This window comes from Lacticaseibacillus thailandensis DSM 22698 = JCM 13996 (assembly GCF_001312865.1).
Taxonomy (GTDB): Bacteria; Bacillota; Bacilli; order Lactobacillales; family Lactobacillaceae; genus Lacticaseibacillus; species Lacticaseibacillus thailandensis.
The window spans coordinates 582,243-597,966 of record NZ_BBER01000001.1 but is presented as its reverse complement, the minus strand read 5'-3'; the positions used below and the strand labels follow the sequence as shown (position 1 = coordinate 597,966).

Annotated in this window: 10 protein-coding genes and 4 pseudogenes; 12 read left to right on the top strand and 2 right to left on the bottom strand. The window is 54.7% G+C overall.

The genetic code is table 11. The features are described 5' to 3' along the window. Window positions 1-44 precede the first annotated feature (44 nt). The 6 genes from rnc (at window position 45) to JCM13996_RS02865 (ending at window position 6,704) form a co-directional block, all read left to right on the top strand. Window positions 45-740, top strand: a complete 696-nt coding sequence (rnc, locus tag JCM13996_RS02880) for a ribonuclease III (RefSeq protein WP_054749507.1) — start codon at window positions 45-47, stop codon at window positions 738-740. Between the two features lie 27 nt (window positions 741-767). Beyond that, window positions 768-2,603, top strand: coding sequence for a chromosome segregation protein SMC (gene smc, locus JCM13996_RS11480; RefSeq protein ID WP_263848846.1), 1,836 nt, complete (start codon window positions 768-770; stop codon window positions 2,601-2,603). Further along, window positions 2,567-2,782 (top strand): hypothetical protein, encoded by a 216-nt coding sequence (locus JCM13996_RS12285; protein ID WP_263848845.1) that lies wholly within the window; start codon window positions 2,567-2,569, stop codon window positions 2,780-2,782. Before smc ends, JCM13996_RS12285 begins: the two co-directional genes overlap by 37 nt. After that, window positions 2,740-4,335 carry a coiled-coil domain-containing protein gene (locus tag JCM13996_RS11475; RefSeq protein WP_439646456.1) on the top strand — a complete coding sequence of 532 codons (1,596 nt, stop codon included), beginning with the start codon at window positions 2,740-2,742 and terminating at the stop codon, window positions 4,333-4,335. Before JCM13996_RS12285 ends, JCM13996_RS11475 begins: the two co-directional genes overlap by 43 nt. 62 nt (window positions 4,336-4,397) lie before the next feature. Continuing rightward, on the top strand, window positions 4,398-5,435 hold the full coding sequence (gene ftsY, locus JCM13996_RS02870) for a signal recognition particle-docking protein FtsY (protein WP_054749506.1): 1,038 nt from the start codon (window positions 4,398-4,400) through the stop codon (window positions 5,433-5,435). Between the two features lie 9 nt (window positions 5,436-5,444). Then, window positions 5,445-6,704 carry a methionine gamma-lyase family protein gene (locus tag JCM13996_RS02865; RefSeq protein WP_054749505.1) on the top strand — a complete coding sequence of 420 codons (1,260 nt, stop codon included), beginning with the start codon at window positions 5,445-5,447 and terminating at the stop codon, window positions 6,702-6,704. A gap of 127 nt (window positions 6,705-6,831) precedes the next feature. Here the strand turns inward: JCM13996_RS02865 and JCM13996_RS02860 are convergent, their stop codons facing one another. Further along, on the bottom strand, window positions 6,832-7,431 hold the full coding sequence (locus tag JCM13996_RS02860) for a TetR/AcrR family transcriptional regulator (RefSeq protein ID WP_054749504.1): 600 nt from the start codon (window positions 7,429-7,431) through the stop codon (window positions 6,832-6,834). 303 nt (window positions 7,432-7,734) lie between these two features. On the opposite strand from JCM13996_RS02860, the pseudogene JCM13996_RS02855 reads away from it, so the two are divergent. Further along, window positions 7,735-9,097: pseudogene (locus JCM13996_RS02855) on the top strand (Nramp family divalent metal transporter). 97 nt (window positions 9,098-9,194) lie between these two features. Here JCM13996_RS02855 and JCM13996_RS10355 read toward each other — a convergent pair. Beyond that, window positions 9,195-11,272, bottom strand: a pseudogene (locus JCM13996_RS10355) (Orn/Lys/Arg family decarboxylase). 267 nt (window positions 11,273-11,539) lie between these two features. Here JCM13996_RS10355 and JCM13996_RS02845 point away from each other — a divergent pair. The 5 genes and pseudogenes from JCM13996_RS02845 (at window position 11,540) to JCM13996_RS02825 (ending at window position 15,658) form a co-directional block, all read left to right on the top strand. Beyond that, window positions 11,540-12,988: pseudogene (locus JCM13996_RS02845) on the top strand (APC family permease). A 136-nt stretch (window positions 12,989-13,124) separates the two neighbouring features. Continuing rightward, complete coding sequence (locus tag JCM13996_RS02840; RefSeq protein ID WP_054749503.1) at window positions 13,125-13,469, top strand: putative DNA-binding protein; 345 nt, start codon at window positions 13,125-13,127, stop codon at window positions 13,467-13,469. A 12-nt stretch (window positions 13,470-13,481) separates the two neighbouring features. Next, window positions 13,482-14,886, top strand: a pseudogene (ffh, locus tag JCM13996_RS02835) (signal recognition particle protein); the annotation flags it as partial. A 254-nt stretch (window positions 14,887-15,140) separates the two neighbouring features. Then, the gene (gene rpsP / locus JCM13996_RS02830; RefSeq protein ID WP_054749502.1) at window positions 15,141-15,413 is read left to right on the top strand and encodes a 30S ribosomal protein S16; all 273 of its coding nucleotides are present in this window, start codon (window positions 15,141-15,143) and stop codon (window positions 15,411-15,413) included. Window positions 15,414-15,415: 2 nt separating this feature from the next. Next, a complete protein-coding gene (locus JCM13996_RS02825; RefSeq protein ID WP_054749501.1) occupies window positions 15,416-15,658 on the top strand; it encodes a KH domain-containing protein in 243 nt (80 codons plus the stop codon). Window positions 15,659-15,724: the final 66 nt, after the last annotated feature.

Sequence of the window (15,724 nt, the reverse complement as noted above, 5' to 3'; positions counted from 1 at the left end):
GTGATATTTAGTATAATGAGAAACAGTATTGGAGGAGGCAACGTATGGTCGCGATAGAGTTTACGCGTGAATTACATAGTCGTTTTGGCATCGATTTTGATCACGTTGAGATCCTTGAGGAGGCGTTTACCCACTCAAGTTATGCTAATGAGCACCGTGAATTAGGGGTGCACGACAACGAACGGTTAGAGTTTCTTGGTGATGCCGTGTTGGAACTGACCGTGTCGGAGTACCTGTTCAAAAAGTACCCCGATGTGCCCGAAGGTAAGTTGACCCGGATGCGGGCTGCAGCGGTACAGACCCGGAGCTTTGCGCGTTTTTCCCGTGAGGCCCACTTTGACCGTTACATCCGCCTGGGGCACGGTGAGGAAAACGCCGGTGCGCGGCAGCGGGATACCTTGCTTGAAGATTTATTTGAGGCCTTTTGTGGCGCGTTGTTTTTGGATCAAGGACGCCAAGCCGTAATCAAGTTTTGTGAGCAAATTATCTGGCCACACATCGACGCGGGCGAGTTTGAGGATACGCGGGACTTCAAGACCAAGTTGCAAGAACGCCTGCAGCGTGGTGGTGATGTCGATATCGAGTATAACCTCTTATCCGAAGAGGATGCAGCAAATAATCAACGCTTGTTTACCGTGGCCGTCACTGCTGACGGACGCGAGTTGGGCCGGGGAACGGGTACCAGCAAGAAGCATGCGGAACAAGATGCGGCCCACCGCGCGTTAGCAACCTTAGCGTAGCGTTAGGTTGGCCCGAGGAGTAGTTGGATGTACCTGCAGGAACTGACAATCAATGGTTTTAAATCATTTGCGGATAAAACCCAAATTAAATTTGATCCCGGGTTGACCGGGGTCGTGGGCCCCAATGGTAGTGGTAAGAGTAACATTACGGAAGCCATTCGCTGGGTGCTCGGGGAGCAAAGTGCCAAGAGCCTGCGTGGTGAGCGCATGGGTGACGTCATCTTTGCCGGCACCGACACGCGCCCGGCACTGAACCGGGCGGAAGTAACGATGGTCTTCAATAACGACGACGGGTACCTGGAGCAACAACCAAGCCAGGTCAGTGTGACCCGGCGCCTTTTCCGTAATGGTGACAGTGAATTCTTATTGAACAACCAGCAAGTGCGGCTCAAAGATATCGTGACCTTGTTCATGGATAGTGGACTGGGGCGCGACTCTTTTGCGTTCATTTCCCAAGGGCGGGTTGAAGCAATCTTTAACAGCAAACCCGAAGACCGGCGCGGCATCTTTGAAGAGGCTGCCGGGGTACTGAAGTACAAGAACCAGAAGGCCAAGGCCCAGGCTCAACTGGACGAAACCGACGATAACCTGGACCGGGTGCACGATATTGTGCATGAACTTGCGGTACGGCTGGAACCCCTCGCGGAACAGAGTTCCATGGCGCGGGAGTACCAGCGCCAGTCCACAGAGTACGCGCAGTTACACCAGCAGTTACTGGCACGGCAGGTGCAAAGCATGGTCGCCCAGCAACGGGAAGTGCAAACCGCGGCTAAGGCCACTAAGCGGCGCATTGAGGAACTGAACGGCAAGATTAAGGGCTTGGAAGCTGATTCGGATCGCCGAACCAAAGCAGCGGCGGACCTCGATCATCAGTTGGCCCAGGTCAACGACGACCTGCTCGCAAAGTCCATGAAGCAGCAAAGCCTTAATGGTGAAGAGGACGTCAGCAACGAGCGGGTGCAAAATGCCACGTCACGATTGGCCGATCTGCGGGAACGACTGGCGCAAGCCCAAGCGGACCAACAGGACGCCCAGCAACACCTCCAGGACGTGAAGCAGCAGCAAGACGAGCTGGCGCAGGCTATTAAGACGACCCGGGCGCAGTTGCGGACTGTAGAACAAGCCGCCAGCACGCCGGCGGAGCTCAATGCTCAGCTGGAGACAACGCAACAAAATTACATTGATACGTTGCAGCAACAAGCCAATAACCGTAATGCAATTGCGGCGCTATCCAAAGAGGCTCAGTTGGCAGCGAGCCAACAAGCGGCGACCCAAAGCCGGTTGGCAGAGTTGAATGCGCAAATCAAGCAGTTGACCGCCAAGCAGGAAACTGCGGATGCCGCCCTCAAAGCAGCCCAGGCCGAGCAGAATCAGGCTACAGCCGCGGTGCGGGCAGCGGAAACCGCACTCAGTGATGATCAGGAACAATATCAGCGCCTTAACCAGCAACTAATGGAGCACAGTCAGGCGTATACCCAGGCCAGCGCGCGCTACAAAACGCTCAAGGAACTGAACGATGACTACGCGGGCTTTTATTCCGGGGTGCGGACGGTGTTGAAGAATAAGGGCAAGTTACCCGGGGTCGTTGGGGCCGTGGCGGAACTGCTCAAAATTCCTGAACGGTACCAGGTCGCCTTTGATCAGGCCATTGGGGGCAGTTTGCAGGCAATCGTGACGGCGAATCAAGGTGCCGCCAAGCGCGCCATTAGCTTTTTGAAGCAACGGCGCGCCGGGCGGGCGACTTTCCTGCCGGCGGATGTGATTCGCCCGCGTAGCTACCGCAAAGTATTCGCAATCAGGTGGCTGGGCAACGAGGTTTTATTGGTGTGGGTATCGACCTGGTTGGCTTCGATCAGCATTTAACCAACGTGATTGCCAGCTTAATTGGCACGCTAATTGTGGTCGACAACCTGGATAATGCGGTGCCCATTGCCAACAGCTTGCACCACCGTTACCGGCTGGTGACCTCGACGGGGATATCCTTAATGCTGGTGGTTCGATGTCAGGTGGGGCGCAACACAGGGGGAGTAGTTCGCCGCTAGCGCGCACACAGGAAGCACAGCGGCTACACAAGCAGTTAGCGGCAATGGCTACCAAACTGGATGAAGAACGTGCAACCTTGGCTCAACTTGAGCAGCAAAGCACCGCGGCAGACGCCACGTTACGTGCTGCTAGTGATCACCTCACGACAATGCGCGACCAGACCCACAGTGCGCAGGCAGACAGTCAGCTAGTGGCGCAGCAGGTTACGCAGCTGCGGCAACAGGTGGCGGCGCTGCGGGTCAACCTCCCGCAGGATGAGGATGATTACGCGCACCGTCAAGCCGAGTTGACGGCACAGGGTGACACTATTCAGCAGCACTTGGCCGAGCTGCAACAAACCATGACGGATCTGCGTGCCGCTTTGGCGGATCAAAACAGCCGGGCGGCCGATCACCAAGAGCGGCTGACGCAACTCAAAACGGCACTGGCCGTCAAGCAGGAAGCTGCGAAGACCGCTGCTGCCCAGTTAGCGCAGTGGCAGGAGGCAGAACGCACGGCCGTAACGACCGCTAACCGTCTGGAGCAACGCATCGCCGCCATTGAAAAGGCCGCGAATGAAACTGCACAGGAAAAGGAACAACGTGGGGCCACGCTGGCGCAACTGGCACGTGACATTCAGCAACTGCAAGAACAACAGGCTAAGTTAAACCAACAGAAAGCTACGGCCCGGACCGAATTGAGTCGGGTTTCCGCCAGCATCACGACGGCGTACAATGAGCGGCAGGAAGTCATGGCCACCAGTGAGACCCAGTCGGTCCAGCTTAACCAGTTGAAGATGCACCTGGATACCGCATTATCCACGTTAAGCGAAGAGTATCAGACCACGTACGAGGCGGCTATTGCGGCCGTGCCGGCGGATCCGGTGGGAATTCCTGAACTGCAAAGTCAGCTGAAACTATTGAAACGGGGCTTAGACGAACTGGGGCCCGTCAACATGAACGCCATCGACGAGTACCAGGAGGTCAAGGAACGTTATGACTTCCTCACGGCGCAACAGAATGACCTAGAAGACGCCAAAGCACAGTTATTGAACACCATGGGTGAGCTGGACAAAGAGGTTCAGGAACGCTTTACCGCGGTGTTTGAAGCGACGAGTACGGCGTTCAGTGAGATCTTCCCGCAGATGTTTGGCGGTGGACATGCTGAATTGCAACTGACGGACCCGGAACACCTGTTAACGACGGGCATCGAAATCGTGGCCCAGCCGCCGGGGAAGAACCATACGCGGTTGTCGTTGCTGTCCGGTGGTGAGCGGGCGTTGACCGCCATCACGTTATTGTTTGCCATCATCAAGGTCCGGCCGGTACCGTTTTCTGTGCTGGATGAGGTTGAGGCTAGTTTGGATGAAGCTAACGTGGACCGCTTTGGCGATTTCTTACGGCATTACTCGAGTAACACCCAGTTTATCGTTATTACCCACCGGCGTGGGACCATGGCGGCTGCTGACATCCTTTACGGGGTGACCATGCAGGAGTCAGGCGTATCCCGGATGGTTTCAGTGAGCCTGGATGATGCGGCGGCGGCCGTTGGTGCTGAGCATCAGGCCGGTTAGGTTCCTGTGCGTACGGATGGATGCGCAAGTGTGAGTAGGCCGGAAGCAAAGGAGTGTGTGTGATGGGATTATTTGATCGAATTAAGGCCGCTTTTTCCGGCAAGGAAGAAACTGCCGAAACGGCGAAGTATGATGAAGCGCTCACCAAGAGCCGGCAAAGCTTTGGTGACCGGCTAAACGCGCTGTTCGCAAATTTTCGGACGGTGGACGAAGATTTCTTTGATGACCTCGAGGATACGCTAATTGAGGCGGACGTCGGCTTTGACACCGCGGTGCGCCTAACGGATGAACTTCGCGAAGAAGTGAAGTTAAAGAATGCGCGTGATCCCAAACTGGTTGTGCAGGTCATTGTGCAGAAGCTGGTTGACCTGTACGACGAGGCTGGTGTGGACGAGGATAACAGTCTCCACTTTGCCCCTGAGGGCCAGGGCCCGACCGTGTTCTTATTCGTCGGCGTGAACGGGGCCGGCAAAACGACTACCATTGGTAAGTTAGCGAACCGGCTACAACGGGAGGGTCACTCCGTCCTTTTGGCGGCGGGTGACACCTTTCGGGCTGGCGCCATCGAACAGTTACAGGTTTGGGGCGAGCGTGACCACGTGCCGGTGGTAGCTGGCCCAGCAGGCGGTGATCCGTCGGCCGTCGTCTTTGACGCGGTGAAGAAGGCCAAGGACGAAAACTTTGACGTCCTGATTGTGGATACCGCCGGGCGGTTGCAGAACAAAGTCAACTTGATGACCGAGCTAGCCAAAATGAAGCGGGTCATTCAGCGCGAATTACCCGACGCACCGCAGGAAGTTTTGCTGGTGGTCGACGCTACGACGGGACAAAACGCCTTGTCCCAAGCCAAACAGTTTAACAAGACGACCGACATGACGGGGATTGTACTGACCAAACTCGATGGTTCCGGTAAGGGTGGCATCGTGTTGGCGGTACGGAACGAGTTGCACGTACCCGTTAAGCTTGTTGGCCTCGGTGAAGGTATGGATGACCTCGCTGACTTTGACCCTACGAAGTTTGTTTACGGACTGTTTAAGGGCTTGATTGACGCGCCACCGGCAGACGAGACGGCGGCGACGGATCAGGTAGAAGGTAAGTGAGGTAGAAAAATGAGTTGGCGGGATCAGTTTGACCCGAAGTTAGTGGCGTTGGTGGACCAGGTGGATGCGCAAATTGCACCCCGGTTGGCGGCCATTGATGACCAAATTGTCGAGAACCAGAACAAAGTATTGCAAAGCTTCCGCAAGCACCACGTGGCGGAAAGTTACTTGACCGGTTCGACTGGTTACGGGCACAGTGACGAGGGCCGTGACGTATTGGAAAGCATTTATGCTGACGTGCTCGGTGGTGAGGATGCTATTGTTCGGCCACAAATCGTCTCGGGTACGCATGCCATTGGGGTGTCGTTGTTAGGGCTCGTCCGGCCCGGTGATGAAATTGTTTACATCACCGGCAAGCCCTACGACACCTTGCAGGAAGTGCTGGGGCTCGCGGGCAACGGTGTGGGTACTCCGAAAGAATATGGTATTGGGGTAGATTACGTAGACCTGCTGCCGAACGGCGAGGTTGACATTCCCGCCGTGCAGCGGCGCGTGACCCCCAAAACTACGGTGGTGGCCATTCAGCGCTCACGCGGGTACGCGACGCGGGATTCCTTCACTATTGCTAAGATCAAAGCCATGATCGACGCGGTACGGGCCGTCGCACCAGACGTGACCATTTTTGTTGACAATGCTTATGGCGAATTTTCCGAGACGGTGGAGCCTCTACAAGTTGGGGCCAACCTCATGGCCGGGTCCTTATTTAAGAACGCGGGTGGGGGCATGGCTAAGACCGGTGGGTACATCGTCGGGGATGCCGACCTGGTGGAAAAAGTTAGTTACCGCTTCACGGTGCCGGGGTTAGGCGCTGCGGAGGGGGCCACGGTGTCGGCCTTACCCGATATGTACCAAGGGTTCTTCATTGCCCCACAAACCACGGGTAATGCCATTAAGGGCGCCATCTTTGAGGCAGCTTTGTTTGCCGCGCTAGGCATGAGCGTCAGCCCAACGTGGGATGCGCCGCGAACAGACATCGTGCAGACCGTTAACTTTGGTAACCGTGAAGACATGGTGCACTTTGCCGAGGCGATTCAGGCTAACTCGCCGGTGGATTCCTTCGTCACGCCGATTCCAGAGCGGATGGCTGGCTACGAGGACGAAGTGATTATGGCCGGTGGGTCCTTCGTGCAAGGCGCTACGATCGAATTTTCTGGTGATGGGCCCATTCGGCCGCCGTATACGATCTACTTGCAGGGGGGCTTAACGTACGCCCACGTTAAGCTAGCGACAATTGGTGCGGCGCAGAGCACCTTCTTTGATCAACACTAGACACACAAACAGCGTGTTTCCCGAAGGAAGCACGCTGTTTTGGTAGGGAGCCGAGCCCGCGGTCAAAAGCAAAAACGTCAGGCGCTGGAGCCGCAAGGCCCAGATTTGGTCTTGGGGTTCGAGGGGTTTACGCGGTAACTTTTACGGACATCGCGCGTTTTAGAACAGGGTGGCACTGATCTGCTGAATATTGCGCAACATCCGCGCGGCGGTGGGCATTTTTTTGATGGGTAAGGATAAAATCCAACGTGCCCAGTATTAGGGCGTTGAACAGGCTGGCCTGGATGGCCAAATCTTCCTGGTCAGGGGTCACATCAGCAAAGTATTGCCGGTAACGGTGTTCAATTTGGCGTTGGAGGCGGTCCCGGAAGTCCAGTGAGGATCCGCGGAGGGTCATTAGTGCCGTTAACAGTGGTGTGTGGGCAGCCACGTAAGTGTGCACGAGGTTGCTCACGACCCGCAACGACTTTTGTTGGTCATGGTCGTGGTTGGCGGATAACTGTAACCGTGCAGAAATGGCACGATCAAATTCAACGACGGTTTGACGCACTAAATGTTCAGCCAGCGCGTATTTGTCCGCGTAATGACGGTAAAGGGTTTGGCGGTTGACATGGGCGGTATGCGCCAGTTGCGTGATCGTGATGTGGTCAAATCCGGTTTGGTTGACCAGGTCCACAAAGGCGGTTTCAATCAACCGGTTGGTGCGTTGTGTGCGTAAATCAGTCATAGGCAAACCTCCCGGCATTAATTAGCACTAACCGACCGGCAGAGGGACTGATTAAGTGCGACAACTACTCCCCAAATGTCACGTAATGGCCTGATTGTGGGTTGTTTCTCGTCCAATCAGTTGAAAATACTAGAAATCAGGGTTGCCTAAGTTCTCGAGATGTTATAATGTTTATCCGTTGGTAGGTGTAGCAATACTTGCCGCTACACCGATGAATCGCCCAAACGGGGCACTCAATTCTAAGCCAATAGAAAAGAGGGAACCATTTTGAAAAATGAATCAAAAGCTCGTCAGCACAAGCAGGTGAACGACAAGCGTGTCCACTTTGCGACCGAAACTACGGAGTCGTCAAAGAGTTTGGCGGAAGTTAATGGTTCCGTTAACGTACCCATGGATGGTGGGTACTGGAAGACCTTACTAGCATACATTGGTCCGGGAGCCTTGGTGGCCGTCGGGTACATGGATCCCGGGAACTGGATTACGTCGATTGCCGGTGGTGCTAGTTACAAGTACACACTGTTATCTGTAATCCTGATTTCTAGTTTGATTGCGATGTTGCTCCAAGCCATGGCGGCCCGGTTAGGTATCGTGACCGGTAAGGACTTGGCCCAGATGACCCGTGAGCGGACGTCAAAGGGTATGGGCATCTTCTTGTGGATCGTCACGGAATTAGCCATCATGGCGACCGATATGGCGGAAATTATCGGTTCTGGGATTGCTATTAAGTTGTTGTTCAATATCCCGTTAATTATTGGTATTGCCATTACGTCGCTGGACGTGCTGATTCTTCTGTTACTGATGAAGTTGGGCTTTCGTAAGATCGAAGCGATCGTTGCGACCCTGGTGGCGGTGATTCTCTTCGTCTTTACCTACGAAGTACTATTGTCGCAGCCAAGCATCGGCGGCATTCTCCGCGGGTACATTCCAGATCCCAACATCGTGACCCATTCCTCCATGTTGTACCTGGCACTGGGGATTGTGGGTGCAACCGTGATGCCGCATAACCTGTACCTGGGTTCGTCAATTTCCCAAACGCGGGAGATCGACCGGAGTAACCCGCAACACGTCGCGCGGTCGATTCGTTTCACGGTGACTGACTCCAACATACAGTTGACGGTAGCATTTATCGTGAACTGTTTACTGCTCATCCTGGGTGCCGCATTGTTCTTTGGGACTAACAGTCACTTGGGCCGGTTCGTGGACTTGTTTCACGCCCTGAATAACCCGCAGATCGTGGGTGCCATTGCCAGTCCGGTGCTCAGCATGCTGTTCGCCGTGGCCCTGTTGTCATCAGGTCAAAGTTCCACCATTACCGGGACGTTGTCCGGACAGATCATCATGGAAGGATTCATTCACCTGAAGATGCCGCTGTGGGCGCAACGCTTGCTGACCCGGCTGCTGTCCATCACACCAGTGTTGATCTTCGCGTTTATCTATCATGGTAATGAGGCGAAGATCGAAAGTCTGCTGACCATTTCGCAAGTCTTTCTCAGTGTGGCGTTACCGTTTGCCATCGTGCCGTTGGTGCTGTTCACCAGTGATAAAAAAAATCATGGGGCAGTTCGCCAACCGTGCCTGGGTCAAGTACACGGCCTGGACCATCGCGATCGTGCTCACGATTCTGAACGTGTGGTTGATTGTTTCCACACTGCAATCCGTGTTCTAATCAGTTTCAGTTAGTTGCATTAGTTTCACAAAGGCCCGGTGAGGTCGCCACCATGTAGTGGCAGTCTCACCGGGCCTTTGCTGTGCTGACGGTTTATTTAATGACGGACGACATGGACCATCGGGGTACCGTCGGCAGCGACGGTCACGCCCTGAATTTCCGGAGTGAATCCGGGGAATCGTGCCACGGCGCCGTAGAGCGTGGTAAAGTAGTGCACCGCTGCGGCAGTCCAGGTCTCGCCGGGAACCACGACGAAAATGCCGGGTGGGTATGGTAGTGCACCCTCGACGGCAATGCGACCCACCGCCGATTGCAGGGGGATGGTCTCAAAGTTACCCCGCATAAACGCGGCATCAGCGTCCGCGGCCCGCAGCGGGCTGTCATGATTATTGCTACCCTGAAATAGCACGGCTTGTTGAGCTGCAAGGTGGTGGTCGTTAAAGTAGTCGGATAGCTCCTGGGCGAGTTGCCGCAAGGTCATGTTGGCGTACCGGTCACCGGTTTCGGCCACCAATTGGGGAAGCACGCTAGCCACGGTCCGGTCAGCAAAGTAGTCGTCTTCAAATTGGCGCAAAACGGTGAGCAGTTGCTGCCAGTCCTTATGCCCACTACCTGGGGTAACCAGGAACAAGACGGAGTTTGGGTCCGCTTTTTCAGGCACGATGTTGTGGTCGAGCAAGTATCGGTCCAGCACCCAGCCCGACACCCCCAGTTCATGGGTGTGCGGCAATGTAATCGTGACTTTGCCGGCATCCAGGTAGCCTGGCCGGGTCGTAGTTGGTGCATACCGTGCCAGTCGTCGTTGGGGGCCAACGCCCACACTGCCGGGTCCGTGACGGCTTGGTCGTCGGGCGTGGTCAGCAAGCTAGGAGCATTAAGGGCGCAGAATAGGCGCGTAGATTGCAGATCGCGACGAAATTGCTGCGCGTCGATAACGGCCCGCTGCCAAATGGCTTGGCCGTGGTCGCCTGCGTTGAGGGCAACGTTCACGGCCAGCGAGGCGTACACGGGGTAGGAGTAACTCGTGGTCACGTGTTTAAGGTACGCGTGGTTAAACTGTGCGTGGCTGATGTAGCGGGCCTGACCCTTAATGTGATGGTCCTTTTTGTGGATCTGGGAGGTTTGGGCTAGCCCGGACTGTTGCTTGTGGACTGATTGGGTAACGAAAATACCCGGGTCATCCGGACCTAGTTCCAACTGGAGGGGGTCGGTAGGGCGCATGGCCGGGATGAACGGCTCGTAGCCACCCCAGGCCGCGTCAAAGGCGATGTAATCACACAGCGGCCCAAACTGGTCGAGGAGCATGCGGACGTCGGGCACGATGCCGTCGAAGGTTTCCAATTCCAAGACTGCCAGCCGGAATGGGCGCGCGCGGTTGGCCTTTTCCGGGGCAACTTTGCGTACCGCCGCCCGTAAACTCTCCGTGGTTACCGTACTCAAATCGACGGGACCAATCAGTCCCTGACTGGTGCGCAGAGTGTCGAGGTAGACCGGGATGGCGCCGTTAAGGACCAACGCCCCGTTATAAAAGGATTTGTGGTTGTTGCGGTCGAATAGCACCAGATCACCTGGTTGCAGGGCGGCACTCGCGACAATGTTGTTGCTGCCAGTGGTGCCATTCGTGACGAAGTAGGTCTTGTCGGCATGGAACAGCTTAGCGGCGGCCTGCTCCGCGGCGAGTGGGGTGCCACCGTGGGTGAGCATGTCGCCCAGCGCGGTGACCACATCACTGGTGTCGCTGGCGAAGAAGGTGTCGCCGTATGCCTGGTGAAAGAGGTAACCGGCCGGCGCGAGGTCGTCGTAGTGGCCCGCGTGGTGTCCCGGGGTAGCAAAGGTTGTGGGGTTGGCGTGACTAAACTGCAGCAAGTCATGCAGAAACGGCGGCACCTGGGCGGCTTCGTATTTCTCCGCCGCCGCGGTTACGGCTGCCATGGTGAGTTGGTTGACGGCAACCGGGGTCACTTGCAGGTTGTGGGGATCACCAAGGTCGTGTGTGCCGAGTACAAAGGTGGGGATGGGGAGGGCCGTGGCGGTTAGCTGGGCCCACGCTTCGCGGTCATCGTCGGTAATGATGGCCGCCCCTATGGCGCCAGGCACCAGGTCGTGCAGGGGTGTGCCGGTAATTTGCGGGGCTTGTTGCGCCGCGGCGGCGGTAATTCCAAGCTTGAGATACATAAATTAATCAGGACCTTTCAGAAAATATATACTGTAGTATAAAATTCGGGTATAATATGACGGTTATCGGATAATGATTGAATTTGTGGCAGCAGTGATACGGTTTGTGGTCGCTGGATGCTATACAACCACTAGAATACATATTTAGGTGAGCGAAGTGAATATAAGTTACGGATATTTTCACAATAAGCCGCCGTGTGCGTAAATGTTGGTCGTGTTGACGAGCATTTGAGAATACGAGGTTAAGATATTATGCAAGATGCACCAATGTTGGGTCAACCACGCCAAAAGTATATGGCGTGGCCAGTACTAGGCTTACTGGTCTTTGTGACGGTAATCGGGTTCGAAAATATTTTGTACCCGTTCCAGAATCAGGGACTGTCGGTCATTTTTTTTCCTGGATCTTTTTGCTACTAGCGTACATTATCCCCTACGCGCTGATTTCCGCTCAGATTGGGACTACCTTTACCCAAGATGGTGGTGGCCTGGCCACGTGGGTGCGCCACACTTCTGGGGACACGCTGGGCTACGTCGTTAGTTGGATGTATTGGTCCAGTACGCTACCGTACCTGATTGATGTTTCCAACTCGGTCATCGTGGCGATCTCCTGGTTGGTATTGGGTAACAACACGCTGGACAAACACATGTCGACGTTGTGGTTCGGTATTTTCACCTTCCTGGTAATTTTGATTTTCATTATTTTGGAGAATGTGTTCAGCCGGTCGATGGAAGTGATGTCGCTGATTGGCGGGGCTGCCATGTTCTTGATGGCCGTGCTGTTCGTGGCGCTTGCCGCGGCAGGAATTGCCAAAGGCTACCACCCAGCCAGCAACTTGTTTGATCTGAGTGCGTACAAGCCACATTTCTCCACGCACTACTTCTCCACCACGGGGTTGCTGATTTTTGCTACTTCGGGGGCGGAATTAGGGGCGACGTACATTCAGCAAGTACGCAACCCGAAGAAGGAGTTTCCCAAAGCCATGTGGATGCTGGCCATCATGACGGGATTCCTCATCATCTTTGGGTCGCTGGCACTCGGGGTGTACTTCGATGCCAACCACCTTCCCAACGACTTGAAGATGAACGGTTCCTACTATGCCTTCCACTACCTGGGTGAACAATGGGGCGTTGGCAACCTGTTCATGTACATGTTTGCGGGGACGCAATTGGTGTTCATGTTGGCCCAACTGGCGGTGCTGATCGACGCGGCCAGCCGGGTGCTGTCGGCAGATACCGCCGCGCGGTTCATGCCGCAGTGGTTACTCAAAAAGAACCGTCAAGGCCGGCCCATTCATTCTTACATCTTTACGGCGAGCTGTGTCTGTTCCTCTTATTGTTGAGTAGCACCTTGCCCAACATCAACACCATCTTTAACTGGTTACTCAACCTGAACGGAATCGTATCGCCATACAAAACTTGCTGGGTGTTCTTCGCCTTCCTGGCGCTACGAGCTCAAGCGGACAAGTTCCAGTCGGGGTACACGTTCATTAAGAACAAGCCCGGCGCCATGCTGGTTGGTGGCTGGTGCCTGTTGTTCACCTTTGTGTGTGCGACAATGGCTTTATGCCGCAAGAGGCTGCGTGGGGCACCCACGCGTTTACCCACCAACTGTTGATGAACTGCGTTTCCGTCGTGGTGCTGTTTGGTTTAGGGTTCGTGATGCCGATGATTGCGCGCTATGAGGCTAAGAAACATGGCCGCCAGCTGATGGATTAATGCGATTTTAATTGTGACGCAACTGACTGTGGTCAGTTGCGTTTTTTTTGGTGTGCGGACCCACGTGAACTTTCGCGCTTGCAAGTCGTCGCCCCCGTCGGTAGAATTGTATAAGTACAAAAAGGGGCTGAGAAGCGTGGAACTAGCTAAAACTAACCGGATGAACAGCCTATTCGATTTTTATCACGGGTTGTTAACGGCCAAGCAGCAAGAGTACCTTGAGCTGTATTACGGCGATGACTATTCCCTCGGCGAAATTGCGGAGGAGTTCGGCGTTAGTCGTCAGGCGGTGTACGATAACATTCGGCGCAGTGCCGCTGCATTGGAAGAGTACGAGCGGCAGCTACACATGCTGGCCGACTTTGAAGCGCAAAACGCGGCCGTAGATGCGCTCGGCGCCTATGTTCGCAGTCACTATGCGGACGATCAGGAGTTACAACAATTACTCGCACGGGTTGAAAACCGTGTGGCTGAAGAATAAAAGGGGAAGACTATGGCTTTTGAAGGTTTAACGGAACGGTTACAAAATGCCTTTAGTAAGTTACGGCGCAAGGGTAAGGTGTCCGAAAGTGACGTGCGTGATGCCATGCGCGAAATTCGGTTGGCCTTGCTTGAAGCCGACGTTAACTTCAAGGTGGTCAAGGACTTCGTAAAGGAAGTGCGGACCAAGGCAGTGGGCACGGAGGTGCTGGAAAGCTTAACGCCAGCCCAACAAATCATCAAAATCGTCAATGACGAATTGGTCAAGACGATGGGGGAATCCGCGGTACCCCTCAATAAAGCCCCGCATATTCCCACTGTGATCATGATGGCAGGGCTGCAAGGTGCTGGTAAAACGACTACGGTCGGTAAATTGGCCAAGTATTTGCAGGAAAATGACCACGCACGGCCGTTGCTGATTGCCGCCGACGTGTACCGTCCGGCTGCCATTAAGCAGTTACAGGTAGTAGGCGCGTCGGTTGGGGCACCTGTCTTTGAAATGGGCACGGACACTGATCCCCGCGAAATCGTGCGGCAGGGGATGGCCCAAGCAGCGGCGAACCATAATGATTATGTGTTGATTGATACGGCTGGGCGGTTGCAAATTGACGCCAAGTTGATGCAGGAATTGCAGGACATCAAGGAAATCGCGCACCCCAACGAAATCTTACTGACCGTTGACGCAATGACCGGGCAAGCCGCAGTGGACGTGGCCCAGGGTTTCAACGACCAACTAGATATCACGGGGGTCGTGCTGACCAAGTTGGATGGTGACACCCGTGGTGGTGCTGCGCTGTCCATCCGGTCGGTTACCGGCAAGCCAATTAAGTTTATTGGTCAGGGTGAAAAAAATGGACGCGCTGGACGTCTTCTATCCGGACCGCATGGCTAACCGGATTCTGGGCATGGGGGACATGCTCACCCTGATCGACAAGGCCCAGAAGAACTTTGATGAAAAGCAGGCCGCCGAGGTGGCGGAAAAGATTCAGGCCAACACCTTTGACTTTAATGATTTCATCGACCAGATGAATCAAGTCCAGCAAATGGGTGGCATTGAGGACATCATGAAGATGATCCCCGGTATGGCCAACAACCCCCAGATCAAGAACATGCACGTGGACACCAAAGATATGGATCACATGAAAGCCATCGTGTATTCCATGACCGAGCAGGAACGGACGCACCCAGACATTCTCAACCCGTCACGGCGGCGCCGTATTGCTGCTGGTTCTGGGCGGCCGGTGTTGGAAGTGAACCGCATGATCAAGCAGTTCAAACAGGCCCGCGACATGATGAATAAGATGAGCAAGGGGAACATGGGCGGCATGGACCAGCTGATGGGCGGCGGCATCCGCGGCCGCATTGGCAAGATGGCCATGCGGTCGATGGTCAAAAAGCAGAAAAAAAACGCAAGCAGAAGCGCCTCAAGATCAAGCATCACAAGTCCTAGTGTGCCCACCGGCCCCACGAGCCGAGAGAATATATGCTTGACACGTACCAAGCCTGCCAGGCAGTCAGGCAAGCAAGTGTGGGCCTCTCACTAGCCTGCACTTACGTTCTCGCGTTCTTCCCGCGGGGCGTCATTTTCTGCCGTAAAGAAAAAAAACCTTTACACCGTTCTCTACGTCTGGTACACTATTGCTTGTTAAGAATTAGTAGGAGGATAATACACATGTCTGTAAAGATTCGCTTGAAGCGCATGGGTTCCAAGAAGAACCCATTCTACCGTATCGTCGTTTCCGACAGCCGCTCACCTCGTGACGGCCGGTTCATCGAAGAGGTTGGTTACTACAACCCATTGACTGAACCCGTTACGGTTAAGTTGGACGAAGACTCTGTCTTCAACTGGCTGCAGAAGGGTGCTCAGCCTTCAGATACTGTTCGGACTTTGCTGTCCGCCCAGGGTATCATGAAGAAGTATCACGAAGCACGCTACAGTAAGTAATCATGGTCTCAATTGAATCGTTGATCCGTGATTTAGTTGTACCGCTGGTGCACAATCCCGATGCGGTTCAGATCACGCGACGTGAAGAAGAACGGTTTATGGTGTTTGACCTCACCGTGGATGCCCACGATATTGGTGCCGTGATTGGTCGCGGTGGCCAGGTTATTCGTGCTATTCGCACGGTGGTGTATGCCGCTAAGAGTCCGTATTCTAAACGGGTACGGCTTAACGTGGTCGATGCATAGAGCGCATGTAAACTGATACAGTGGGGTCGGGACAATGTCCTGGCCCCTTTTTCACCACTTTGGTGA